Source organism: Bradyrhizobium sp. RDM12 (genome assembly GCF_051917485.1).
Lineage (GTDB): Bacteria > Pseudomonadota > Alphaproteobacteria > Rhizobiales > Xanthobacteraceae > Bradyrhizobium.
Genome location: NZ_CM133064.1, coordinates 5373044 through 5396548, shown reverse-complemented (window position 1 = coordinate 5396548; position 23505 = coordinate 5373044). Strand labels below are relative to the sequence as shown.

Annotated in this window: 17 protein-coding genes and 7 pseudogenes; 9 read left to right on the top strand and 15 right to left on the bottom strand. The window is 65.1% G+C overall.

Going from position 1 to position 23505, the window contains the following annotated elements; genetic code table 11:
• Window positions 1–141 precede the first annotated feature (141 nt).
• A pseudogene (locus ACTGJ9_RS26475) lies at window positions 142–547 on the top strand (NADH:ubiquinone oxidoreductase subunit NDUFA12).
• A 407-nt stretch (window positions 548–954) separates the two neighbouring features.
• On the opposite strand, the pseudogene ACTGJ9_RS26470 reads toward ACTGJ9_RS26475, so the two are convergent.
• Window positions 955–1639 (bottom strand): annotated as a pseudogene (locus ACTGJ9_RS26470) (DJ-1/PfpI family protein).
• A 91-nt stretch (window positions 1640–1730) separates the two neighbouring features.
• On the opposite strand from ACTGJ9_RS26470, the gene ACTGJ9_RS26465 reads away from it, so the two are divergent.
• Window positions 1731–2669: a GlxA family transcriptional regulator gene (locus ACTGJ9_RS26465; protein ID WP_456673490.1), complete on the top strand. Its 939-nt coding sequence runs from the start codon at window positions 1731–1733 to the stop codon at window positions 2667–2669.
• Between the two features lie 17 nt (window positions 2670–2686).
• Here ACTGJ9_RS26465 and bla read toward each other — a convergent pair.
• A pseudogene (gene bla, locus ACTGJ9_RS26460) lies at window positions 2687–3645 on the bottom strand (class A beta-lactamase).
• Window positions 3646–3690: 45 nt separating this feature from the next.
• Between bla and ACTGJ9_RS26455 the strand changes: the two are divergent.
• Window positions 3691–4533 (top strand): annotated as a pseudogene (locus tag ACTGJ9_RS26455) (LysR substrate-binding domain-containing protein); the annotation flags it as partial.
• Window positions 4534–4582: 49 nt separating this feature from the next.
• On the opposite strand, the pseudogene ACTGJ9_RS26450 reads toward ACTGJ9_RS26455, so the two are convergent.
• Window positions 4583–5588, bottom strand: a pseudogene (locus ACTGJ9_RS26450) (Na+-dependent transporter).
• A gap of 246 nt (window positions 5589–5834) precedes the next feature.
• On the opposite strand from ACTGJ9_RS26450, the pseudogene ACTGJ9_RS26445 reads away from it, so the two are divergent.
• Window positions 5835–6886: pseudogene (locus ACTGJ9_RS26445) on the top strand (DUF2155 domain-containing protein).
• Window positions 6887–6892: 6 nt separating this feature from the next.
• Here the strand turns inward: ACTGJ9_RS26445 and aat are convergent.
• The 8 genes from aat to ACTGJ9_RS26405 all read right to left on the bottom strand — a co-directional run bounded on the left by aat (window position 6893) and on the right by ACTGJ9_RS26405 (window position 14289).
• On the bottom strand, window positions 6893–7573 hold the full coding sequence (gene aat / locus ACTGJ9_RS26440) for a leucyl/phenylalanyl-tRNA--protein transferase (protein ID WP_456673489.1): 681 nt from the start codon (window positions 7571–7573) through the stop codon (window positions 6893–6895).
• Between the two features lie 51 nt (window positions 7574–7624).
• Window positions 7625–8752 (bottom strand): sensor histidine kinase, encoded by a 1128-nt coding sequence (locus tag ACTGJ9_RS26435; RefSeq protein ID WP_456673488.1) that lies wholly within the window; start codon window positions 8750–8752, stop codon window positions 7625–7627.
• Window positions 8749–9189 carry a response regulator gene (locus tag ACTGJ9_RS26430; protein ID WP_456673487.1) on the bottom strand — a complete coding sequence of 147 codons (441 nt, stop codon included), beginning with the start codon at window positions 9187–9189 and terminating at the stop codon, window positions 8749–8751. The genes ACTGJ9_RS26435 and ACTGJ9_RS26430 overlap by 4 nt, the downstream gene beginning before the upstream one ends.
• Entirely contained in the window at window positions 9186–10703 is a 1518-nt protein-coding gene (locus tag ACTGJ9_RS26425; protein WP_456673486.1) for a sensor histidine kinase, read from the bottom strand. The genes ACTGJ9_RS26430 and ACTGJ9_RS26425 overlap by 4 nt, the downstream gene beginning before the upstream one ends.
• Before the next feature lie 102 nt (window positions 10704–10805).
• Complete coding sequence (gene accC / locus ACTGJ9_RS26420) at window positions 10806–12164, bottom strand: acetyl-CoA carboxylase biotin carboxylase subunit (protein WP_456673485.1); 1359 nt, start codon at window positions 12162–12164, stop codon at window positions 10806–10808.
• An 82-nt stretch (window positions 12165–12246) separates the two neighbouring features.
• A complete protein-coding gene (gene accB / locus ACTGJ9_RS26415) occupies window positions 12247–12738 on the bottom strand; it encodes an acetyl-CoA carboxylase biotin carboxyl carrier protein (protein WP_456673484.1) in 492 nt (163 codons plus the stop codon).
• Window positions 12739–12775: 37 nt separating this feature from the next.
• Window positions 12776–13243, bottom strand: a complete 468-nt coding sequence (gene aroQ, locus ACTGJ9_RS26410; RefSeq protein WP_456673483.1) for a type II 3-dehydroquinate dehydratase — start codon at window positions 13241–13243, stop codon at window positions 12776–12778.
• Between the two features lie 224 nt (window positions 13244–13467).
• Window positions 13468–14289 carry a DUF1236 domain-containing protein gene (locus ACTGJ9_RS26405; protein ID WP_456673482.1) on the bottom strand — a complete coding sequence of 274 codons (822 nt, stop codon included), beginning with the start codon at window positions 14287–14289 and terminating at the stop codon, window positions 13468–13470.
• A 78-nt stretch (window positions 14290–14367) separates the two neighbouring features.
• Between ACTGJ9_RS26405 and ACTGJ9_RS26400 the strand changes: the two genes are divergently transcribed.
• Window positions 14368–14511: a hypothetical protein gene (locus tag ACTGJ9_RS26400; protein WP_456673481.1), complete on the top strand. Its 144-nt coding sequence runs from the start codon at window positions 14368–14370 to the stop codon at window positions 14509–14511.
• Window positions 14512–14558: 47 nt separating this feature from the next.
• Here ACTGJ9_RS26400 and ACTGJ9_RS26395 read toward each other — a convergent pair whose 3' ends face one another.
• On the bottom strand, window positions 14559–15326 hold the full coding sequence (locus ACTGJ9_RS26395; RefSeq protein WP_456673480.1) for a DsbA family protein: 768 nt from the start codon (window positions 15324–15326) through the stop codon (window positions 14559–14561).
• A 97-nt stretch (window positions 15327–15423) separates the two neighbouring features.
• Window positions 15424–16830, bottom strand: coding sequence for a M48 family metalloprotease (locus ACTGJ9_RS26390; protein WP_456673479.1), 1407 nt, complete (start codon window positions 16828–16830; stop codon window positions 15424–15426).
• Between the two features lie 190 nt (window positions 16831–17020).
• On the opposite strand from ACTGJ9_RS26390, the gene ACTGJ9_RS26385 reads away from it, so the two are divergent.
• From ACTGJ9_RS26385 to ACTGJ9_RS26375, 3 genes are all read left to right on the top strand, one after another.
• Window positions 17021–18208, top strand: coding sequence for a pyridoxal phosphate-dependent aminotransferase (locus tag ACTGJ9_RS26385; protein WP_456673478.1), 1188 nt, complete (start codon window positions 17021–17023; stop codon window positions 18206–18208).
• A 90-nt stretch (window positions 18209–18298) separates the two neighbouring features.
• Window positions 18299–18853, top strand: coding sequence for a biotin transporter BioY (locus ACTGJ9_RS26380; protein WP_456678628.1), 555 nt, complete (start codon window positions 18299–18301; stop codon window positions 18851–18853).
• Between the two features lie 80 nt (window positions 18854–18933).
• Window positions 18934–20268: a dicarboxylate/amino acid:cation symporter gene (locus ACTGJ9_RS26375; RefSeq protein ID WP_456673477.1), complete on the top strand. Its 1335-nt coding sequence runs from the start codon at window positions 18934–18936 to the stop codon at window positions 20266–20268.
• Window positions 20269–20298: 30 nt separating this feature from the next.
• On the opposite strand, the gene ACTGJ9_RS26370 is transcribed toward ACTGJ9_RS26375, so the two are convergent.
• Complete coding sequence (locus tag ACTGJ9_RS26370; protein ID WP_456673476.1) at window positions 20299–21171, bottom strand: SDR family oxidoreductase; 873 nt, start codon at window positions 21169–21171, stop codon at window positions 20299–20301.
• 107 nt (window positions 21172–21278) lie between these two features.
• Here ACTGJ9_RS26370 and ACTGJ9_RS26365 point away from each other — a divergent pair, with 107 nt between their 5' ends.
• Complete coding sequence (locus ACTGJ9_RS26365; RefSeq protein WP_456673475.1) at window positions 21279–22112, top strand: helix-turn-helix transcriptional regulator; 834 nt, start codon at window positions 21279–21281, stop codon at window positions 22110–22112.
• A gap of 153 nt (window positions 22113–22265) precedes the next feature.
• On the opposite strand, the pseudogene ACTGJ9_RS26360 reads toward ACTGJ9_RS26365, so the two are convergent.
• Window positions 22266–23499 (bottom strand): annotated as a pseudogene (locus ACTGJ9_RS26360) (NAD(P)/FAD-dependent oxidoreductase).
• Between the last annotated feature and the right edge of the window lie 6 nt (window positions 23500–23505).

Here is a 23505-nt window from a genome sequence, read left to right as displayed (position 1 = left end):
GGCATGAACGGACCGTGCCCTCATTGCGGCGGCGCTCGTGCCGAGGCACCACGCTCGGCGTGGGGCACGGCCGCACGGGGCGAACTGGACATTTGGCCGTCCGGATGGCATCAGGACCCCACGAAGCAGGGCCCTTGCCGCATGAAACAATTCTTCCTGAAGCTCTTCACCTGGTGGAACGGCCAGACCTTTGGCACCCAACTCTGGACCCGGCGATACGGGGAGCTGGTCGGCGAGGACGAACAGGGCAATCGCTACTACCGCACCCGCGGCGGCGCAATCGATCCCGTGCTCGGCTTCGAGCGGCGCTGGGTGATCTACAACGGCTATGCCGAAGCGAGCCGCATTCCGCCGTCCTGGCACGGCTGGATCCATCACCGTCGACGTGCCGCCGACCCAGGAGAATTACCAACCGCGCGAGTGGGAAAAGCCGCATCTGCCGAATCTCACCGGCACGGCTAAGGCCTACCGGCCCTCGGGCTCGACCTTGGCCAGCGGCAAGCGTCCCAAGGCGACCGGCGATTACCAGCCCTGGACGCCCGGCTAACGCGCGCTCGTCCATCATTGGATTGGATGCATACGCATCCGCCTCACCTTGCTGTGGACAACGGGAACAGCGGGGATGCCGGCCGCGTGGCCGTTGCGCCTGCGCGTGCGATGCGGCTCAATGAACCCATCTTACGGAGATGGGAGACCATCGCGTTCGGTTCGGGCAACAGTTCGCGACTGTCCCGAAATGCAGCGGCCGCCGACCAGGACTCGATCGGGAGATAGGCCCCCGGTCTGCAAGTTCCGAAATCGCCCGATGAGAATGTGCGCCGTCGTAAGACAGGAAAGGCCGCTTGGGAAACCGGGTGGCCTTTTTCTGTTGGCTAGACTGGCACAACTGGCTCGTGCCCCCGGACGCTGCGGAGCGTCACTGCGTGCCGCCGCGTCCGGGACACGAGAGTGCGGCTAGATCATCCGCTCTGCTGCACGCGCGACGGCTTCGAGACGGCGGGTCTGCCTTGGCGCGCCGCGCTCCCGGAGCAAGGCGAGCACCTCCGCCGATGCCGTGTCGGGCGAGCCTGAATTGAACGGCGGCGCCGGATTGTATTCGAGCTGAAGCTGGATCGCTTCCGCCGTCGTACGGTCGCGCAGGATCGAGACCAGCGTCAGCGCGAAATCGATTCCTGCGGTAACGCCGCCACCGGTGATGCGGTTGCGGTCGACGCAGACCCGCGTCCTGGTCGGCGTCGCACCGAACTGGCTGAGCATCTCCATCGCGCTCCAATGTGGCGGCGCGATAGCCCTTCAACAGACCGGCGGCGCCGAGCGCCAGCGACCCTGTGCAGACGGAGGTGACGTACTTTGCGCCCTCGGCCTGCCCGCGCAGGAAATCAAGCACCTCCTCGTCGTTGAGCAGATCGTCGGTGCCGCCGCCGCCGGGCACGCAGATCACGTCGAGCTGTGGGCAGTCGGCAAACGTCGTGGTCGGCGTCACCGTGAGCACGGAATCGCTCGGCACCGGCTCGATGCGCTTCCAGATCAGGTGCAGCGTCGCGCCCGGGACGTTGGCAAACACCTGTAGGGGGCCGGTGAAGTCGAGCTGGGTGACGCCCGGAAACACCAGAAGTCCGATCTGGAGCGGTGCCGACATGAGAGCCTCCAATGAAGTGCTTGACGCCGGCAGATTGGCATGATGCCATCCTGTCCAAAATGGCGTATTTCCCTCACTTTCGGACATGAGCATGATCGGCATCCTGATCTTTCCGGATTTTCAGCTGCTCGACGCGGCCGGCCCGATCTCGGTATTCGAGATCGCGGCACGCGCCAGCGGAAAGCCGCTGGCGCTGCGGGTGCTGGCGGTGAACCCCGGCGCGGTGCGCTCGTCCTCCGGCGTCGAGATGATGGCGCGCGATTTCAAATCAGCGAACGCGATCACGACTCTTGTCGTCGCGGGCGGCTCGGGCGTCGAGGCCGCGGCGCGCTGTCCGGCCACGCTCGCTTTCGTGCAGCGGCTGGCCAAACGTGGCGTGCGGGTCGCCAGCGTCTGCTCGGGCGCCTATGTGCTCGCCGAGGCCGGCCTGCTCGACGGCCGCCGCGCCACCACGCATTGGGGCCGCACCCGCGATTTCGTCGCACGCTATCCGCAGGTGAAGTTCGAGCCGGACCAGATTTTTACCCGCGATGGCAATGTCTGGACGTCGGCGGGCATCAGCGCCGGGATCGACCTTGCGCTCGCGATGGTCACCGAGGACCATGGCGAGGAGATCGCGCAGGCGACAGCGCGCCAGCTCGTGCTCTACCATCGTCGCAGCGGCGGCCAGTCGCAGTTCTCATCGCTGCTGGAATTGAAGACGCCGAACGGCCGCTTCGGGACGCTGTTGTCGTGGGCGCGGGAAAATCTCGACGCGCCGCTGACGGTGGAAAACCTCGCCGATCGCGCCGGCATGAGCGCGCGGCATTTCGCCCGCGCCTTTGCCGCCGAGACCGGCACGACGCCGTCGAAGGCGATCGAGCGGTTGCGGATCGAGGTCGCCCGCGAGCGCGTGCAGTCCTCGCGCGAGGCGATCGAGCTCGTCGCGGAAGCGACCGGCTTCCGCGACCCCGAGCGCATGCGCCGCGCCTTCATCCGCGCCTTCGGCCAGCCGCCGCAGGCGCTGCGGCGCGCCGCGCGGGCTGGATAGGGCGATCGCCGCGACTGTCAGCCAAAGCTGTTGCCGATCTCTCGTCCAACAGAGGCGATCACATCGTTTCGTCCATTCGGATCGAGCGCTGCACCGGTGAGGTAGACTGCGATGATGATCGGCGAACGTTCGGGCGGCCATACGATGGCGACGTCATTGGTGGTGCCGTGTTCGCCTGCTCCGGTCTTGTCGCCCACACGCCAGCCTTGCGGCAGGCCGGCGCGTAAACGACTGTTTCCCGTCTTGTTCGCGATGAGCCATTTGGCGAGTTGATCGCGACCCTGCGCGAGGAGGGCATCACCGAGCAGCAAGTTTCGTACATTTGCGGCCATCGCATTTGGGGTCGCGTGTCGCGGGGATCGCCGGGCGTAGCCTCGTTCAGTTCGGTTTCAGTCCGGTCCAGTCGTGTCATCGTGTCGCCGAGGCTACGTGCAAAGCTGGTCAACCCGGCGGGACCACCAATATTCTTCAGAAGCGCGTTGCCGGCCGTGTTGTCGCTCATGGTGATGGCAGCGTCACAGAGCTCGCGGAGCGACATTCCTTCTCCACCGACATGCTGGCGGGTCACGGGCGAGTTCTCGACGACGTCGGCCTGCTCGATACGAACGCGCCGCTCGAGGCGGTCCAGCTTGTTGCCTGCGTCTTTGAGTATGGCTGCCGACGCCAGGAGTTTGAAAGTGCTGCACATGGGAAAGCGTTCGTCCCCCTTGTGATGGACCGGAACTCCCGTCGTCGTATCGAGCACGGAGACACCGAGCCGGCCCCCGCTCTTCAGCTCCAACTGTTCGAGCGCCTTGATGAGCGATGCCGTTGCGCCCGCCGCGGCAGCCGAAACGTTCGGCAGGACGAGACTTCCCGCGACCGCAAATGCCGATGAGCCGAACTGACGTCGTGTAAGCATCGAGATCTCCCGTGAATTGCGGGCAGGTTTTGCGTCGCGCCCGCGCAATTGACAAACGATGCTTCGTAAGGCCATCCATAAGCAAAACTTGGATCAGACGTGGCCCGCCGCCCTGCCAACATTTCAAGTCTGCCGCTGAACGCGCTCCGCTCATTCGAAGCGGCCGCTCGCCATCTCAGCTTCACCAAGGCCGGTCTGGAACTTCGGGTCTCGCAGGCTGCCGTGAGTCAGCAGGTGCGGATTCTGGAAGACAGTCTGCGCGTGAAGCTCTTCAGGCGATTGACCCGCGGGCTTGCCCTTACGGAAGAGGGCGAGGCACTGCAGCCGGCTATCTCGGATGCCTTTGGCCAAATCAATCAGGTGCTGGACCGGTTCGAGAACGGTCGGATGCGCGAAATGCTGACCGTTGGCGCGGTCGGAACGTTCGCGTCCGGCTGGCTCCTCCCGCGTCTCAAGAGCTTCACCGCGAGCCATCCGAACATCGACATCAGGATCTTCGCGAACAACAATCGCGTGGACCTCGGCGGCGAAGGACTGGACTACGCCATTCGATTTGGCGACGGCGCATGGCACGGAACGAACGCCGAGCGTCTGGTCGATGCCCATTTCACGCCGATGTGCGCGCCGGCTGTTGCGAAGCGGCTCAGGAACCCCACCGATTTGCACAACGAGGTGCTGTTGCGGTCCTATCGGGTGGGCGAGTGGGCACAATGGTTCGATGTGGTGCAATGCCGGCAGCCGCGAATGACCGGCCCGACATTCGACTCCTCGGTCTCCTTGGCGCACGCAGCAGCGCAAGGCGCCGGTGTCGCGCTATTGCCGGTCGCCTTGTTTTCGGACGACCTCTCGCGCAAGCGACTGGTCTGCCCGTATGACAGTCAAGCCTATCTCGGATCGTATTGGCTCACGTCCCTGAAATCAAAAAGGCCTTCGCATGCGATGAAAGCGTTCCGCGACTGGATATTGGCAGAGTGCAAGAGAAGGGACTGCGCAATCCATGACGCCGTAGGCTTCAGGTTACGCTGCCTGCGGTCGACGTGTCGGACCTCTCCGCCCGCGCCGTCAGCCGCCGTGCGATCGGCGTCAGCATGTATGGCGAAAGATGGATCGGAAACTGCGTCATCGCGAAATAGAGCCAGGTCGTTGCCGGCAGCGCGCCGGCGGTGGCGGCCAGCATCAGGCCGAGATTGCGCTGTGACACCATCAGCCCGAGCGCCAGCGCGCGCTCATAGCCGATGCGGCGGAACAGCAAGGTCGTGACGGCGAGCAGCGTGAAATAGATCGCGAAGGACAACAGCGCGAGGCTGAGGGTGAAGACCGGCTGCGCCACCAGATCGCTCGACATCGCCCATGACCGCGGACGCGAAGATCAGGAGAATGATGATGTTGAAGCCGTCGATCGGCTGCTTGTGGCGCTGGATCGCATTGGCGCCGAAAATCCAGCGGATCGCGCTCGCCGACAGCAGCGACGCTGTGAGGATGCCGAGCAGCTTCAGGCCGAGCGTGAGCGGCGAGATGCTCAGCATGCCGCCGAGGAAGAGGCTCGCGAACAGCGAGGCGGTGAAGGGCACGATCGCAGTCGCGGTCACCAGTGTGACCAGCACCAGCGTCGCATCGAGGCCCATCAGGGCCGCGAGCGCCGGAGAGGCCATCATCGGCGAGGCCATGCTCTGGAGCATCAGCGCCAGCGACAGGCCGGGCGCGCGGTCGGTGAGGCCGGTCGCATGCGCGGTCAGTCCGACGATCAGCGGCACGCCGATCGTGGTCCAGGCCGTGGCGGTCGCCACCAGCGCCGGCCGGCGCAGATGGCCGCACAGCGCCGCCAGATCCACCCGCATGAAGGAGATGCAGAGCAGAATGAGGATCGCCTCGGTGACGTAGGGCCGCAGCAGCGCACCGAGCGACGGCACAGCGGCGGCGATGAACACGACGGCGGCCACCGCGCGCGTGCCCTGGCTGCCGAGCCAGGTCAGGCCGCGGAGGGGAAGGGCGAAAACAGGTTTAAGCGCAGGCGACATTCGGATGATGGCTTCTCAGCCCAGTGCCGTCACCGGCATGGGCAAGTATCCCAGGGGTTCTGGTTATCATTGGAGGTCATTTTCGGGAGGCGATGCCCGGTTCGGCCCCGGGGCGGGGCCTTTGGACTATCCCATCCGGGCGCCGGGCTGTCACGCCGGCGTCCGGCAGGGCAGGGATGCCGCCCTTTCCCCGCCGTATTCGGCGTGTTAACCGGATGGCCTGCGAGCGGCGGTATCCCCTGTAGAATGTCCAGCAAGCCCGATTCGCTGTTGAAGCCGCGCGAGATAATGTTTCGAACCCTTACCCTGACAGGTCTTGCGGCGCTTTTGGCCGCTACCGCTTTGACGGTGGAGACGCCCGCGCAGGCGCAGATCGGCACGATCTTCTCCGATCCACCGCCGCTGCGGCCGCCGGGGAGCATCCCCGTGGCGGGCAGCCGCAACCGCAGCCGACCCCCGAGGACGACGAAGAGGTACCCGAGCTGCCGCCGCAGGGCCGCGTGCTGCCGTCGCGCCCGATGCCGCCGCCGAACCGCCAGGGAAATGTGATGCCGGGGCCGGTCGAGAGCCAGCCGCTGGCGCCGCCGCCGGGCACCGCCATCGCTCCGCAGAACCAGCCACCGGCCGTCGCGGTCGCGCCGCCGGGCGCGCCTGGTCAGGCGCCGGGCGGAGCCCCTGGTCAGCGCCAGCCGCAGCAGAAGGGCGGGACCCAGCAGGGCGCCGTGCCGCAGGCACCCGCGAGCCTCCAGCCGGGCGACGAGGTCGTCACCGAGCCGCCGGCCCAGAAGATCGTGAACAAGAAGGCGACCTTCTCCGGCCTCGACAAGATCACCGGGCGCATCATCAATTTCGACGAGGATATCGGCGAGACCGTGCAGTTCGGCGCGCTGCGGGTAAAGACCGACGCCTGCTACACGCGTCCGGCCACGGAAGCCGCCAACACCGACGCGTTCGTCGAGGTCGACGAGATCACCTTGCAGGGCGAGGTGAAGCGGATCTTCTCCGGCTGGATGTATGCCGCGAGCCCGGGCCTGCACGGCGTCGAGCATCCGATCTACGATATCTGGCTCACCGACTGCAAAGAGCCGCAGCAGACCATTGCGACCGCCGCACCCGATCCCGCGACCAAGCCTGCGCCGCCACCGCCGCCTCCGGCGCAGAAGAAGGCCGCGCCAAAGCAGGCGGTGCAGCAGCGTCCGCCGCAGCCTTTGCCGCCGATCCAGCAGCAGCAGCCGGCTCCACCTCCGCCGCCGGAGCAGCGGCCGGGTCTGTTCGGTATTCCGGGCTTCGGCCGGTAGTCCGATTTATGGCCGCGAGGCGATGATCTCGAGTGCGCGTGCACCGGGGATCGCATCCCCCGAAGACACTCTCAGGAAATCAGCGGGCTCGCCGGCGAGCGCGTGATCGAGCAGAGCGGTGTAGCGCCGCCGCGGGATCTCGGCCGCACCAAAGCTCTTGAGATGGTCGGTGACGTATTGCGTGTCGAGCAGCTCGAAGCCGCCATGGATCAGCCGCGCCACCAGATGCACCAGCGCGACCTTCGAGGCGTCGCGCGCGGTGTGAAACATGCTCTCGCCGAAGAAGGCGCGCCCCAGGCTCACGCCGTACAGGCCGCCGACGAGGTCGTCGCCCTGCCAGGCCTCGACGCTGTGGCAATGGCCGAGCTCATGGAGCCCGCCATAGAGGTCGCGGATGCGCTTGTTGATCCAGGTGTCCTCGCGTCCGGCCTGCGGTGCGGCGCAGCCGGCGATGGTCGCCTTGAAGGCGGTGTTGACGGTGACCCGAAACGCATCCGAGCGCACCGTGCGCGCAAGGCGCGAGGCGACGCGAAAACCGTCGAGCGGGATCACGCCGCGCATTTCCGGCTCGACCCAGAACAGGGTCGGGTCGTCGGCACTCTCGGCCATCGGGAAGATGCCGCAGGCATAGGCGCGCAGCAGCACGGCCGGCGTGATTTCAGACGAGGCGGAGTCGCGCGAAGTCATAGGATCCAATTATAGCAGGATCGCGCCGCGCGTGCGACCGGGATGCGAGGATCAACCCGCCGCAGCGCTGTTCGCGTTGCCCGGTGCCGCGGGAGTGCGGCGGAACCTGATGATGATGCGGGTTCCGGAATGTGCCGGATCACGCTCGACGCTGGCATCGAGCTTGGTCGCCATCGCCGCGACGATGCGCTGGCCCATGCCGGTCGAACGCGGATCGGCCTTGACGTTGTCGCCAACGCCGTCGTCGGTGATCGACAGCAGGAGATCGTCTCCGTTCGAGCTCAGCTCGACGTGGATAGGGCCGGGGCCATCGGGATAGGCGTACTTCACTGCGTTCATCACCAGCTCGTTGACGATGATGCCGACGGCGACCGCGCGATCCGGGTCGATCTCGATCGGTTCGGCCTTCACCGTCAGGCGCGACATCCGATTGCCTTCGGCGGAGCGGCGGAGATCCTCGAGCAGCGAGTCCAGATACTGGTTGAGCATCACGCTCTTCAGATCCTGCGAGGTGTAGAGGCGGCGGTGGACCTGGGCAACGGCGGCGACGCGGCCCATCGCGTTGGTCAGCGCAGCCTTGACCTCGTCCTGTGCGGCGGAGCTCGCCTGCAGATGCAACAGCGAGGCGATGATCTGGAGCGAATTGCCGACACGGTGATTGACCTCGCGCAGCAGCAGCTCGCGCTCGGCGGCAAGCGCGGCGTAGCGGTCGCGCGAGGCGTGAACCTCGGCCTCGGCTTCCTCGCGCGCCCGTTGCAATTCGGCCTGGCGCAGCGCGCCTTCGGCCGCGACATGCAGCAGCGGGATGAAGTCGCCCCTGACGTCCTTGACCAGATAGTCGGCGGCGCCCGCCTTCAGCGCGGTGACGGCGATGCTGGAATCCTGCGAGGCCGTGACGAACACCACCGGCGGGGCGTCCGGGATCGCCATGATCTGCTCGAGCGTCTCGAGCCCGTCGAGGCCCGGCATGTACTGGTCGAGCGCCACGACATCGATGCAGCCCTCGGCACTGTCGTCAGTGTTGGGTTGGGCTCCCGCACGGCGGATACGCTCAAGGCCCTCCTCGCCGCTCGCGGCATGGATGACCTTGTAGCCGCGCCGCGTCAGGCCGCGCTCGACCAGGCGCGCCAGCGCACCGTCGTCATCGATATAAAGCAGGGTTGGCATGCGCTGGGTCATGAGGCGGCGGGCGGGACCTGGATGACCGAGAAGAACAGGCCGAGCTGCCGGATGGCATTGGCGAAATTCTCGTAATTGACGGGTTTTGTGATGTAGACGTTGCAGCCGAGCTCGTAGCAGCGCTTGATCTCCTGGCTGTCGTCGGTGGTGGTCAGCACCACCACGGGGGAAGCCTTGAGATAGTTGTTTTCCTTGATCTGCTTCAGGATGTCGATCCCGCTCATGTCGGGCAGGTTGAGGTCGAGCAGGATCAGCAGGGCGTTGCCCTTCTGGTTCAACCCGGTGCCGTCGGCGCCGAACAGATGCTTCATCGCCGCAGTGCCGTTGGCGAACGACACGATGTCGTTGTTGACTCCGGAGCGGCGGATATTGCGCTCGATCAGCCGGGCGTGGCCCTCGTCGTCCTCGATCATGATGATGGTGACTGGCAATGTCATTTGTCAGCGTTCCGGTTGCTGGATTTCCACGAGATGGGCAGCGTAATCGTGAAAGTGCTGCCCGCATTCAGTTCCGACGATACCGACATCGTGCCGCCGAGGCGGCGCACAAGTGCACGCACATGGGCAAGACCGATGCCCTGGCCGGGCTTGTCCTGGGTTCCCGCCCGGCGGAACAGGTCGAAAATCCGTTGATGATCCTTCGGGTCGATACCGCGGCCGTTATCGCTGATTTCGAAGATAGCGTAGCCAAGCTTGGTGCGCCCGCGAATTCTGATCTCGCCGGGCACCCCGTTCTTCAGATACTTGATCGCGTTGTCGATCAGATTGGAGAATATCTGCTCCAGCGCAAGCCGGTCGCTGACGATATTCGGCAGCGGCTCGATGTGGATCTCGGCCTGTGCCTCGGCCGCCTGATGCGCCAGCGACGAGACGATGGCCTCGATAAATTCGCGGGTATCGATCCTTTCAGGCTGGAACTCGCGCCGGCCCTCGCGGGTGAGGTTGAGGATCGCCGAGATCAGCCGGTCCATCCGGGCGATCGAGGATTTGATGAAGCCGAGCGCTTCGGAAAAATCCGTCGAAAGCTGCTTGTCGGGACCATCGAGCGGGATGTCAGCGACGTCGACGGGTGGGCCGCCTGCCGGCACGCCCGTGAGTCCGCCGATGCGTCGAAAGATGTCCTTGCCCAATTCTTCGAGCTCGCTGGTGAAGCCCATGATGTTGACCAGCGGCGATCGCAGGTCATGGCTGACGATATAGGCAAAGCGCTGGATTTCGTCGTTGGCTTCGCGCAGGTCTGCCGTGCGCTCATCGACGGTGGTCTCCAGATTGAGATTAGCGTCGCGTAGGCGTGTCTCCGCGTCGTCGCGCGCGCCGGCGGAGCGCCGCACCAGCCAGACCGAGATCAGCGCCAGCAGCACGACGAGGCCCGAGCCGATGCCGGTCATTGAGGCAGCGAGCGTCTGGCTGCGGTCGGCATTCGCCGAGCGGAGGCGGAATAGTCGCTCCTCCTCGGCTATCATTGCGCCCGCGACACTGCCGATCGTGGCGGTGGTGTTGCCGGCGGCTGCCTCGCGAGCCAGCGCTACGGCCTCGGCTCGTTGGCCCTGCCGGATCAAATCGATCTCGCGCGCGAATTGGCCGAGGCGGGTCTCGATCGCCGCGCTCAGTCTTTCGATGCTGTCGCGCTGGGCGGGATTATCGCCAATGAGACGTGTGACCCGGTCAATCGCAGGAATGATTGCGGCGACGGCCTGCTCGTGGTCGCCCTGGAATTCTGGTCCCAACGTCAGGAGATAGCCGCGCAGCGCGCTCTCCGCGCGCCGGACCTCGAGCAGCAGAGCGTTGATCTGGTTCTCCACCTCGAGGGTGTGAACCACCCATTTGCTGTCGTCTCTGGCCTGGTTGACGAGGTAGACCGAGCCGGCGCTGATCACGGTCAGCACCAGCAGTCCTGCAGCGAACAGCAGGATCTGCCAAATTGCGCGCCGCCGCTGTTCCCCAGCCGTCACGACGGTCTCGCCTTGCTACGTGTCGCGGACTTCAAAACGCCCCCTTGGAACTGTCCCCAACCGTCCATAATGCGATTGGGGCGAAAGGGTTCCGCCGACGGATTATTTCCCGGCCGGTTCCGTCTTGCCGGCGAGATACTGCTCAAGCCAGTGGATGTGATAGTCGCCGTTGATGATGTCGTGCTGGCGCACGAGATCGCGGAACAGCGGCAGGGTGGTCTCGATGCCTTCCACCACCATCTCATCGAGCGCCCGGCGCAGCCGCATCAGGCATTCGGCGCGGGTCTTGCCGTGGACGATCAGCTTGCCGACGAGGGAATCGTAATAGGGCGGGATGGTGTAGCCCTGATAGACCGCGGAATCGATGCGGACGCCGAGGCCGCCGGGCGGATGATATTGCGTGATGCGGCCCGGCGAGGGGCGGAAACTCTGCGGATTCTCGGCGTTGATGCGGCACTCGATCGCGTGGCCAATGATCTGGATCTCGCTCTGCTTGGCCGGCAGCTCGCCGCCGGCGGCAATGCGGATCTGCTCCAGCACGAGATCGATGTCGGTGATGCTCTCGGTGACGGGATGCTCGACCTGGATGCGCGTGTTCATCTCGATGAAGTAGAACTCGCCGTCCTCGAACAGGAACTCGATGGTGCCGACGCCGAGATATTTCATCTCGCGCATCGCCTTCGCGCAGGTCTCGCCGATCTTGGCGCGCGCAGCCGCGGTCAGCACGGGCGAGGGGCCTTCTTCCCAGACCTTCTGGTGGCGGCGCTGCAGCGAGCAATCGCGCTCGCCGAGATGGATTGCGCCGCCGCGGCCGTCGCCGAGAATCTGGATCTCGATGTGGCGCGGCTTCTGGAGATATTTCTCCAGATAGACGGAGGCGTCGCCGAAGGCGGACTTGGCCTCGTTGGCCGCCGTCGACAGCGCCACCTGGAGATCCGCCTCGGTCTGCGCGACCTTCATGCCGCGGCCACCGCCGCCGGCAGCCGCCTTCACCAGCACGGGAAAACCGATCTTCCTGGCGATCCCTATCGCATCGTCGTTGGGACCAACCGCACCGTCGGACCCGGGCACCACGGGAATGCCGAGCTTCTTGGCGGTTTTCTTGGCCTCGATCTTGTCGCCCATCAGACGGATGTGCTCGGCCTTCGGGCCGATGAATTGCAGATTATGTTCACCGAGGATCTCGGCGAAGCGCGCATTCTCCGACAGGAAGCCGTAGCCGGGATGCACGGCATCGGCGCCGGTGATCTCGCAGGCCGCGAGCAGCGCGGGCACGTTGAGGTAGCTGTCCTTGGATGGTGGCGGCCCGATGCAGACGCTTTCGTCCGACAGGCGCACATGCATGGCATCGGCGTCGGCGGTGGAGTGCACGGCGACGGTCGCGATCCCGAGCTCCTTGCAGGCGCGCAGGATGCGAAGGGCGATCTCGCCGCGATTGGCTATGAGGATCTTGTCGAACATGGTGCCTCAGCTGGCGAATAGGGAGTAGCGAACGACGAATGGCAATGCGGCGACCATTCGCTATTCGCCATTCGCCACTCGCTCATTCAATGATCACCAGTGGCTCGCCGAACTCGACCGGCTGGCCGTCCTCGACGAGGATCTGGGTCACCGTACCGGCGCGCGTCGAGGGGATCTGGTTCATGGTCTTCATCGCTTCGATGATCAGCAGGGTCTGGCCGACCGAGACCTTCGAGCCGACCTCGACGAACGGCTTGGCGCCGGGCTCGGGCGCCCAATAGGCGGTGCCGACCATCGGCGAGGTCACGGCGCCCGGATGCTTCGACATGTCGGCCGCGGCTGCCGCAGGGGCGGCAGCCGCAACGGCGACCGGCGTCGGGGCCGCATGCGCCACCGGAACGGGCATGGTCGCGGCGACGCTGATGTTGCGGGCCACGCGCAGGCGCAGGCCCGCGCGCTCGATCTCGATCTCGGTGAGGCTGGTCTCATCGAGCAGCAGAGCGAGCTCCCGGACCAGCGCGGAATCCTCGCTGGAAAATTTTGCGGCTGCTTTGTCGTCTGGCTGGCGCGCCATGTTCTTTGATCCGAATGTTCTGTGTGAGGAGGGAGCGTCAGGCTTTGGGCTTGATGCCGAGCTTGGCGGCAAGGCCCTGGATGGCGAGCCGGTAGCCCTCGATGCCGAAGCCGCAGAGCGAGGCGAAGGCTGCGCGTGCGGTGTAGGAATGGTGACGGAAGCTCTCGCGGGCGTGGATGTTGGTCACGTGCACCTCGACCGTCGGGATCTGCACCGCGAGCAGCGCGTCGTGCAATGCGATCGAGCTGTGCGAATAGCCGCCGGCGTTGATGATGATGCCCTTCATCCTGCGGGCATGCGCCTCGTGGATGAAGTCGATCAGCTCGCCTTCACGGTTGGATTGCCGGCAATCGGCCTTGAGGCCGAACGTCGCCGCCGTCTCCCGGCATAGCGCCTCGACGTCGGCCAGCGTCGCATGACCATACTTCTCGGGCTCGCGCGTCCCCAGCATGTTGAGGTTCGGCCCGTTGAGAACGAGAATCGTGTCGGTTGCTGGTTCGGCCATTCCTGTCCCGGCGCAGGTGTTTCGGCGTGGCGGGGGTTATAGGTAACAAAGTGACCCAGGGAAGCCTCGAAGGGCCTCCGGGACTGCCTCGGGCAGCTCATCCAGTGTGCAAAAACCTGTGCGGAAACTACGGAAATTGCTTGTTAACCAGTCCAAAGCATGGCTGCCGGCCGAAAGCAAGGGGGCGGGCATCGCTGCCGCCCCTGAGCTTTCAGGGTATCGCCTTACGAGTTCAGGACAGCCACGATCTCATAGGTGTCCGGATTGATGATCACGATCTCGTCCTTGACCAGGACGTAGCGATAGGACCGCCATTCCGGGTAGATCGTCGCCACGCGGGACGGCAGGGCGTGCAGCTCGATGCCCTCGCGCGGAATGCGGGTGCCGACCGAGACCGAGAAGTTCACGTTGGTCACCGGCCGCACATGCTCCTCGTGGATCACGGAGGTGATCTGCGTGCGCTGCTCAGTCGAGAGCTTGGCGCCGGCGCCGGCCTGGCCGACCGTCATGTTGGTGCTGCTCTGGCCCTGAGCGTTCTGGTTCGTGCGCTCGGTGCCCTTCTGGTTCTCGGCATTGTTGGTGCTGCTGGCGCCGCTCTTGGTGCCCTCAGCCTTCATGTCCTTCTGGTCCTTGGCGCCGGACTTGCTGGTGTCCTCGCTCATGCTCTTGGACTTGTCCTGCTGACCCTGCGCGCGCTCGTCGGTGCGCTGGCCCTTGGCGCCGGACTTCTCCTCAGCCGCGTTCTTGTTCATCTCGCGGCCGGAGTGCTCGTCCTTCATGGCGCCGGAGGATTTGTCCTCGGCGGAGGTGCCGGACTTCATGCTGCTGGAGCCGCCGGCCTGACCGACAGTGCCTTTCTCATGACTGGATTCCCGGCCCATCGAGCCGCCGCGCTCGGCGGCGCCGCCGGAGGGCTGCTGCGAATGCTGCATCTGCGCACCGCCAGCGCCGCCGCTCTCGCGGCCCGTGGTGCCCTGTGCGTTCGCCAGTCCGGTCCCCGCAACAAGCGCCAGTGCAGCAACCGAAATCATAAAGCGGTTAGACATGAAATTCTCCTCACGTGTCCATTTGCGTCATTGCCCGCGCCGACAACGAAAGGAGATTTGAGTTGTTCCGGAACTTCGGTGGTTCCGCAGCTTTTGTTTATTGAACGCCAGATGAATGACTTGGCAGGATCGCACCAGGATCCGCCGCAAGAACGTCTGTCGCAAGAAGATCTGTCGCAAGAAAAAGGCCAGCTCCTTGGCCGGCCTTTCCTGGATGCGTGAGTGCGAAACGCGCGATCAGCAGCTCGCCTTGTTAGCAAGTCGCCTTGTTAACAAGTCGCCTTGCCGCAGCGGGCGACGCCGATCTTTTCCTTGAGGCCGTCGAGGCCGACGGCGCCGACCACGATCTGCTTGCCGATCACGTAGCTCGGCGTGCCGTTCATGCCCATCGCTTCCGCGAGCTTGAAGTTCTCCTCGATGGTGGCGCGCACCTCGGGGCTCGCGATGTCCTTCTCGATCTTTGCGGTGTCGAGGCCGGCTTCCTTGGCCGCCTGCATTGCGCGCGCCTTGTCGGCGGCGCCACGGCCACCGAGCAGCTTCTGGTGGAAATCGAGATATTTCTTGCCGGAAGGATCCTGCATGCGCACGGCGACCGCGACCTGCGCGGCCTCGACCGAACCCTGGCTCAGCACCGGAAACTCCTTGAGCACGACCTTCAGCTTGGGATCGGTCTTCATCAGGTCGAGCATGTCGCTCATCGCGCGCTTGCAGTAGCCGCAATTGTAATCGAAGAACTCGACGAAGGTGACGTCGCCGTCCTTGTTGCCAAGCACGACCTGGTGCGGCGAGTTGAAGATCGCATCCGAGTTCTGCGCGATGCTGGCCTCGTGCTTCTTCGTTTCGGCATCAGCCTGGCGCTTGCTGAGTTCGGTCATGGCCTCCTCGAGCACCTCGGGATGGCTGACGAGATAGTTCTTGATGATGGCCTCGATGTCGGTGCGCTGGGCATCGGAGAAGCTGTCGGCCGAAGCCGGTCCCGTTGCGCCGAAGATGGCGAGCGCAAACAGCGCGGGAGCAAGCAGGCGCAGCGAAGGCATTGGCAAATCCTCTTATCCAGAGCAGGTTTCGAAAAAACGTCCCGGCGGACCTAGTCGGAGTGTCGTGACGTCAAGGTGGCGAATGTCGTGATTTAGGCTAGTTGCGCGGCGGTTTCGACGCCACGATGTCGTCGGCCTTGACCCACCCGGGCGTGCCGACGGCGAAACGGGTTTTCGCGCGCGTGGCGAGCTCGCGAGCGGTCTTGTTGTCGCCGCGCAAATAGGCGGCCTGGGCGGAGGCAAGATCCGCCTCGGCATAGTCTCCCTTCCGGCCATAGGCCATCGCGAGCTGCATATAGCCGAGAGGGGCTTCGGGCTCCCGCGCCACCGCGGCACGGAGAATCCGGACGGCGTCGTCGGTGTAGGCCTTATTATCGGTTCCAACCAGAGCCTGCCCAAGTAACATCTCGATGAGGGGCGCATTGTTCGAGAGTGCGACAGCCTTGCGCAGGGGAGCGATCGCGTCGGCGGGCTTGCCGCTCTCCAGCAGGGCCTGGCCGCGGACCTCGTAAAAGTACGGGTTGTTCGGCTGCACCGCGATCAGTGCATCGATCTGGGTCAACGCGCTGCGCAAATCGCCATGCAGATAAGTGCTGATGGCGCGGGCATAGCGCGCCGGCATGCTGTCATTGGTCAGGGGATAGCGGCGGTACACCAGCTCCGGCCGCTCCATGAAGGCGGAGATCTTGGCGCGCACCATGTCATGGCGGAGCTGGAGCGCGGGATCGTCCTTCTTGTCCCAATAGGGGCTGGTGCTGGCGAACTCCTGGAGCGCCGCGACGCGCTCGGCGGGCATCGGGTGCGACTGCAGATAGGGATCGGCGCCGCGTGCCGCAAACAGGCTCTCGCTTGTGAAGCGCTTGAAGGTCTCGTACATGCCCTTCGGTGACTGCTGGGTCGCGGTCAGGAATTTCACCCCGGCGCGGTCGGCGTTCTCTTCCTGCTGGCGCTGGTAGGACAGCAGCGAGCGGCGGATCATCTCTTGCGGTCCGGCGATTGCAGCCGCGCCGGCATTGGCGAGCCCGTTATTGCCGGAGCTGCCCGAGCCGCGGCTGGCGCCTGCGACCAGAGCGCCCGCGCCGAGCAGCATCGCGATGATCATCTGGGTCTGGGCATTGGCGAGCTGCTCGCGCAGCTTGGACAGATGGCCGCCGGCCAGATGCCCGGTCTCGTGCGCGAGCACGCCGATCAGCTGGTTCGGCGTTTCCGACTGCAGGATCGCGCCGTAATTGACGAAGATGCGGCGGCCATCGGCGACGAACGCGTTGAACGAGTTGTCGTTGATGATCACCATCTGGATGTTCTGCTTCTCCAGACCGGCAACCCGCAGGATCGGGCGGGTATATTCGCGCAACAGCTGCTCGGTTTCGGTGTCGCGCAGGACCGGCGGTCCGCGGCCTTCCTGCGCCTGCGTCGCCGGGACCGGCAGCAGCGCGATCGCAGCCGCCGTGACGAGGGCGGTGAGGGCGGAGGCCTTCTTGCGCAATGCGATCTGGAGCAACATCAAACGGTCTGGGTCAAACGGGCTTTGCAAGCGGGCTTGGAATGCAGTTTTTGTGATCGGTTTTGGCGATTGGCGGCGGACCGGATACGCGATATGCCCTTATGAGCCGTATAATGCGGCCAGTCTGGGGCGCAAGCGCCCTGTTTTCCGGACCGAACGGACCGCTCCGCGAGCGAAATAGCAGAAATCGATGCACGATGCGACATTGAGGAACCGGGTGGGGCAGTGGCTCGAGCCCTCCCTCCGCAGTGATGTTCCCCCGTTCATGGTGATGGACGTGATGGCCGCGGCGGCCCGGATCGAGGCGGCCGGCGGTCATGTCATTCACATGGAGGTCGGCCAGCCCGCGGCCGGCGCGCCGAAGACTGCGATCGCGGCTGCACAGGCCGCGCTTTCTGCGGGACGGATCGACTACACCTCGGCGCTCGGCATCCCCTCCTTGCGCGAGCGCATCGCGCGGCATTATCGCGATGCCCATGGCTGCATCGTCAGCCCGGAGCAGATCGTGGTGACCACGGGCTCCTCCGGCGGGTTCATCCTGGCGTTCCTGTCGATGTTCGAGCCGGGCGATCGCGTCGCCGTGACAGTGCCGGGCTATCCGCCGTATCGCCATATCCTCACTGCGCTGGGCTGCGAGCCGGTGCTGATCGAGACCACCAACGAGACGCGTCACGCGCTGACCGGGGAGGCGTTGCTCGCCGTCCATCGCAAGGCGCCGCTGAAGGGCGTGCTGGTCGGCAGCCCCGCCAATCCGACGGGAACGATGATGTCCCGCGAGGCGCTCGCCGGGCTGATCGCGGCCTCCGAGGATGCGGGCATCCGCTTCATCTCCGACGAGATCTATCACGGGCTCGACTATGCGTTTCCGGCGGTGACGGCGGCAGAGCTGTCCGACCACGCACTCGTGATCAACTCGTTCTCGAAGTATTTTTGCATGACGGGCTGGCGCGTGGGCTGGATGGTCGTGCCGGAGATTCTGGTGCGGCCGATCGAGCGGCTGCAGCAGAACCTTTCGATCTCCGTGCCGTCGCTGTCGCAGATCGCGGCCGAAGCCGCCTTCGACGGTGCGGCCGAGATGGAGGAGATCAAGCACGGCTATCAGGAAAACCGGCGCATCCTGATCGAGGGATTGCCCAAGGCGGGCCTCAGCAAGTTTCTGCCCGCGGACGGCGCATTCTACCTCTATGCCGACGTTTCGGATTTCACCTCCGACAGTTTCGACTTTGCCAAGCAGATGCTGGAGAAGGCCCACGTTGCGGCAACGCCGGGCGTCGATTTCGATCCGGTCCATGGCCGTTCGTTCGTCCGATTCTCCTATGCACGCTCGGTCGCGGAGATGCGGGAGGCAGTTGACCGGATCGCTCACTGGCTTAAATAGCCGCCAGTTTCGAACAGCCTTCTGGAGTGCATCTTGTCTGACCGAACCGTCCAGTCCGCCGCCACCTCGCATTCTCCTCTTGCCGCAGTGATGTGGCCGGCCCGACCGGGTGAGACCGTCGGCGCCTTGCGCGCCGTCGTCCTCGTCGCGTTCGGCTCCGCACTGATGGCGTTATCGGCCAAGGTGAACCTGCCACTGCCTTACGTGCCCATGACGTTGCAGACCCTGGTCGTGCTGATGATCGGCGCCGCGTATGGCTGGCGTCTTGGCAGCGCAACCATGATCGCTTACCTCGCCGAAGGCGCGATGGGGCTGCCGGTGTTCGCAGGTCCGGTCGGTGGACTTGCACCGCTGCTCGGCCCGACTGCCGGTTATCTCTACGGCTTCGTGCTGGCTGCCTTCGTCATCGGCTGGTTCGCCGAACGGGGCTGGGATCGCAACGTCGTGCTGCTGTTTGCGGCAATGGCAGTCGGCCATGTCGTCATTTTCATTGCAGGTTTCGGTTGGCTGGCCTACGGCATCGGCCTTGGTGCAACCAAGGCTTGGGCGGTCGGCGTCGCTCCATTCATTGCGGCCTCGGTGGTCAAGAACGCGCTTGGCGCCGCGCTGATGCCGGCTGCGCGCCGGATCATCGATCGCCGGTAAAGCGCGCAAGCCCGAGCAGTTCCAATTGACAGAGCCAGCCAAGTTGATCTTGGCTGGCTCTCAATTTTGGGGAGTGAACAATGACAACGACAACGATGGCCGGCGCGCCGGCCGCACCGATTGCGGCCAAGCCGTGGTATAAAATCCTCTACGTCCAGGTGCTGATCGCGATCGTGCTTGGCGCGATCGTCGGCTGGCTCTGGCCGGCGGTTGCCACCAACGATTGGATCAAGGCGCTCGGCGACGGCTTCATCAAGCTGATCAAGATGGTGATCGCCCCGATCATCTTTTGCACCGTCGTCTCCGGCATCGCCCACATCCAGGATGCCAAGAAGGTCGGACGCATCGGTGTCAAGGCGCTGGTCTATTTCGAGATCGTCTCCACCTTCGCGCTCCTCATCGGCCTCATCATCGGCAACGTCGCCAAGCCGGGCGCAGGCTTCGGCAACGCGGCCGCCAACGCGCAAGCGGTCGCCAACTACGCCAAGCAGGCCGAGGGCCAGAGAAGCGTCGACTTCATCCTGCACATCATTCCCGACACCGTGGTCGGCGCCTTCGCGCAAGGCGAGATCCTTCAGGTGCTGCTGTTCTCGGTGCTGTTCGGCTTCGCCATCATGGGGCTCGGCGAGCGCGGCCACGCCATCCGCGGCTTCATCGACGATGCCGCGCATGCGGTGTTCGGCGTCATCTCCATCGTGATGCGTGCCGCGCCGCTCGGTGCGTTCGGTGCGATGGCCTACACTATCGGCAAGTTCGGCACCGGCGCGATCCTCAACCTGATGGGGCTGATCGCGACGTTCTATTTGACCTCGACATTGTTCGTGATCGTGGTGCTCGGCACCATCGCGCGGTTTGCGGGCTTCTCGATCTTCAAGTTCCTGGCCTACATCAAGGACGAGCTGCTGATCGTGCTCGGCACCTCGTCATCGGAAAGCGCGCTGCCGTCCTTGATGGAAAAGCTGGAACGGCTCGGCTGCTCGAAGTCGGTGGTCGGCCTCGTGGTGCCCACCGGCTATTCGTTCAACCTCGACGGCACCAACATCTACATGACGCTGGCGACCCTGTTCATCGCGCAGGCGCTCGGCTTCGATCTCACCTTCGGCCAGCAGCTCACGATTCTGGTGGTGGCGATGCTGACCTCGAAGGGGGCTTCCGGCATCACCGGTGCGGGCTTCATCACGCTGGCGGCGACGCTCGCCGTGGTCGATCCGCGGCTCGTGCCGGGCATGGCGATCGTGCTCGGCATCGACAAGTTCATGAGCGAGTGCCGCGCGCTGACGAATCTCTGCGGCAACGGCGTCGCCTGCGTGATCGTCGCCTGGTGGGAGGGCGAGCTCGATCGCGACAAGCTCAACGCGCGGCTGAGCCGGCAGATCGATCCGACGGACATGGAAACCGCAGTCACGACGGACTGATCTGCAAGCTGCATCGGCGGCGGCGCGCCGTCAGGTCTTGAAGTAATAGGGCTGGTCGAGATCCTCGATCAGCCCGATTTCTTTGGTCGCCCAGCCGAGCAATGCGCGGGTTTTCGCGCTCGATGTCGGCACGTCGACGCCTGCGAATTGCGCGAACCATCCGAAATGATCGGCCGCTTCGTCCTGCGATTTCGAGACCACGGGCACGCCCAGCCTTTTGCCGATCACCTCGGCAATTGCCTTGAACGGGATGCCTTCCTCGGCGATCGCGTGATGGCGCGGTGCCGTTGCGCCTTGCTCGAGCGCAAGCCGATAGACGCGCGCGGCGTCGAAGCGGTGGCCGGCGGGCCAGCGATTCATCCCGTCGCCGATATAGGCCGCCACGCCTTTCTGGCGTGCGAGGTTGATCAGGATCGGCACGAAACCGTGGTCGCCTTCGCCATGGGTGGTCGGCGGCAGCCGGACCACGGCGGTGCGGACGCCTGCCAGCGACAGCGCCGCTGATTCCGACACGCGTGGAAAGCGGTGTGCCGACTCATCGTCTTCGGTCGCAAGACGGCCGGGAGCAAGCAGCGCCACGCCGGATGTGACGATGAGAGGGCGATCGGAGCCCTTGAGCTCTTCGCCGAGGGCGAGGATCGCGCGCCGGTCCAGCTCGCAATTGTCCAAAAATTTCGAGAAGTCGTGGTTGAAGCCGAGATGCAGCACGCCGTCGGAGGCGGCCGCGCCGCTGCGCAAGGAGGCACGGTCCTCCAGCGACCCACGATGGACCTTGGCCCCCATTGCCGAGAGCGATGCGGCCCCCGCATCGGAACGGGCGAGGCCGGTGACGCTATGGCCGGCGGCGATCAGGTCTGCAACGACGGCGGAGCCGACGAAGCCGGTGGCGCCAGACGAATACACGCATGAGCAGTTCTCCAAAGATCGGCAAAAGGTTGGTAGGAGGCAGCATCTGCGCTAAGATTATCCGGGTAAAGTAGTGACATTATCAGGGTATAACGGCTAACAGGATGAGCGAGATCGCAAGCGAGAACCGGCTCGGGACCTATTTGAAGGACCGCCGCACCCGGCTCGATGCGGCTGCCTTCGGCTTTGGCGGCAATCGCAGGCGCACGCCGGGGCTACGGCGCGAAGAGGTGGCGCAGCGGGCCAATATCAGCCCGACCTGGTACACCTGGCTGGAGCAGGGCCGCGGCGGCGCGCCGTCAGCTGATGTGCTCGACCGCATCGCAGCCGCGCTGATGTTCACCGATGTCGAGCGCGAGCATCTGTTCCTGATCGGGCTCGGCCGTCCGCCTGAAGTCCGCTACCAGGCGAGTGAGGGCGTCTCGCCGCGGCTGCAGCGCGTGCTCGACGCGCTGGAGACCAGCCCTGCCATCATCAGGACCGCGATCTGGGACGTCGTCGCCTGGAATCGCGCGGCCACGCTCGTGCTGACCGACTATTCGAAGCTTCCGCCGGAACGGCGCAACATCCTGCGGCTGATCTTCAGCGAACCCAATGTCCGGGCCGCGCAATATGACTGGGACAGCGTGGCGCGTTTCGTTGTCGCAGCGTTCCGTGCGGACGCGGCGCGCGCCGGCGCGGTCTCGCATGTCGCCGACTTCGTCGACGAGATGTGCCGGGAGAGCGCCGAATTCGCCAAGCTGTGGCGCAACAACGATGTCCGCTCGTATGGCGAGGGCGTCAAGCATCTGCGCCATCCGGCGCTCGGGCCGATCGCGTTCGAATACTCGGCCTTCTCGGTCGACGGCCGGCCCGATCTCGGCATGGTCGTCTACAATCCCGCGACGCCGGAGGACGCCCAGCGGATCAGAAAAGTTCTTGCCACGCATACCGATTGACGGAATTGCCGGCCTCCGGTGCTCTGCACGGAATTTCTGAAGGCAGAGCCGGAGATAGCGAGGACGCCCCGTGGTATCCGGCCATGCGGCTGTTCTGGCAGCGCAAGCCTGACGGTCGCGCGCTCACTCAGTCCTCGCCGCGAAAGCCGAGAGCTAGAACCGCTCCGGCCGGTACGGTGTCGGGTCGATCGACGGCGTCTCGCCGTTCATCATTTCGGCGAGCAGGCGTCCGGTGGCGGGGCCGAGTGTAAAGCCCTGGTGGCCGTGGCCGAAATTCATCCAGAGGCCGGGGTGGCGCGGAGCGCGACCGAGCACGGGCACCATGTCCGGGGTGCAGGGACGGGTGCCGAACCATGGCTCCGGTTCGGCACGCTTGCCAAGGTCTATCAGCTCGCGCGCGGAAGCTTCGGCGCTGGCAAGTTGCACCGGCGTTGCCAGTGCATCCGGCCCGGTCAACTCCGCGCCGGTGGTGATGCGGATGCCCTTGGCCATCGGGCCCATGGCGTAGCCGCTGCCCCTGTCGACCAGCGGTAAATCGAGCGAGGCTCCGCCGTTGTAATGCATGTGGTAGCCGCGCTTGCGCACCAGCGGAATCCGGTAGCCGAACTTGTGCAGGAGATCCGGCGACCACGGCCCGAGCGTCACCACGGCATTGGCGGCATCGATGCGGCCATTGTCGGTGTCGACCGACCATCCGGTCGCGGTTTGCTGCAGCGACTGCGCATCGCCGAGCACGATGGTGCCGCCGAGGCGCTCGAACAAATTGGCATAGGCCGTGACCAGCGCGCCGGGATCGGACACAGTCCAGGTGTCGAGCCAATGGATCGCGCCGGGGAGATCGTCGCGCAGGATCGGCTCGGCCTTGGTCAGCTCGCTGCCCGAGAGCACGCGAAAACTCACGCCGAACTCGCGGCGATCCGCTTCCGCGGCCTTGATCGATTCGTCGAGCATGGCGGCATCGCGAAACAGCGCGCGATAGCCGGCGCGGCGGATCAGATTGTCGGCATGGGCCTCGCGGATGAGGATGTCGTGCTCGGGCGTGGCATAGGCGATCAGCTGCGACCAGGCAGCGATCGCTTCGCGATGCCGCTTCGGCGCCGAATGCCACCAATAACGAAGCAGCGGCTCCACGTGACGATGCAGCGAGGAAAAAGCTGTAGCGCACGTCGTTGGTGCGGCCGGTTGCGATTTTCACGAGCGAGGCGAGATCGCGCGGCATCGGATAGGGCCGCACCGCCTCGGCCTGGATCATGCCAGCATTGCCGTAGCTGGTCTCGCGGCCGGGCTCTCTGCGGTCGACCAGCGTGACGGTCCAGCCGCGTTGCCTGAGATGCAAGGCAGCACCGACGCCCACCATGCCGCCGCCGAGAATTATTGCGCTTTGCATCGGATT

Coding starts and splice junctions, on each gene's coding strand:
- ACTGJ9_RS26465 (WP_456673490.1), top strand. CDS start 1,731: ATGATCGGCATCCTGATCTTTCCGGATTTTCAGCTGCTCGACGCGGCC.
- ACTGJ9_RS26375 (WP_456673477.1), top strand. CDS start 18,934: ATGACAACGACAACGATGGCCGGCGCGCCGGCCGCACCGATTGCGGCC.
- ACTGJ9_RS26365 (WP_456673475.1), top strand. CDS start 21,279: ATGAGCGAGATCGCAAGCGAGAACCGGCTCGGGACCTATTTGAAGGAC.
- ACTGJ9_RS26385 (WP_456673478.1), top strand. CDS start 17,021: ATGCACGATGCGACATTGAGGAACCGGGTGGGGCAGTGGCTCGAGCCC.
- ACTGJ9_RS26405 (WP_456673482.1), bottom strand. CDS start 14,289: ATGTCTAACCGCTTTATGATTTCGGTTGCTGCACTGGCGCTTGTTGCG.
- accC (WP_456673485.1), bottom strand. CDS start 12,164: ATGTTCGACAAGATCCTCATAGCCAATCGCGGCGAGATCGCCCTTCGC.
- ACTGJ9_RS26380 (WP_456678628.1), top strand. CDS start 18,299: ATGTGGCCGGCCCGACCGGGTGAGACCGTCGGCGCCTTGCGCGCCGTC.
- aroQ (WP_456673483.1), bottom strand. CDS start 13,243: ATGGCCGAACCAGCAACCGACACGATTCTCGTTCTCAACGGGCCGAAC.
- accB (WP_456673484.1), bottom strand. CDS start 12,738: ATGGCGCGCCAGCCAGACGACAAAGCAGCCGCAAAATTTTCCAGCGAG.
- ACTGJ9_RS26430 (WP_456673487.1), bottom strand. CDS start 9,189: ATGACATTGCCAGTCACCATCATCATGATCGAGGACGACGAGGGCCAC.
- ACTGJ9_RS26435 (WP_456673488.1), bottom strand. CDS start 8,752: ATGACCCAGCGCATGCCAACCCTGCTTTATATCGATGACGACGGTGCG.
- aat (WP_456673489.1), bottom strand. CDS start 7,573: ATGACTTCGCGCGACTCCGCCTCGTCTGAAATCACGCCGGCCGTGCTG.
- ACTGJ9_RS26395 (WP_456673480.1), bottom strand. CDS start 15,326: ATGCCTTCGCTGCGCCTGCTTGCTCCCGCGCTGTTTGCGCTCGCCATC.
- ACTGJ9_RS26390 (WP_456673479.1), bottom strand. CDS start 16,830: ATGTTGCTCCAGATCGCATTGCGCAAGAAGGCCTCCGCCCTCACCGCC.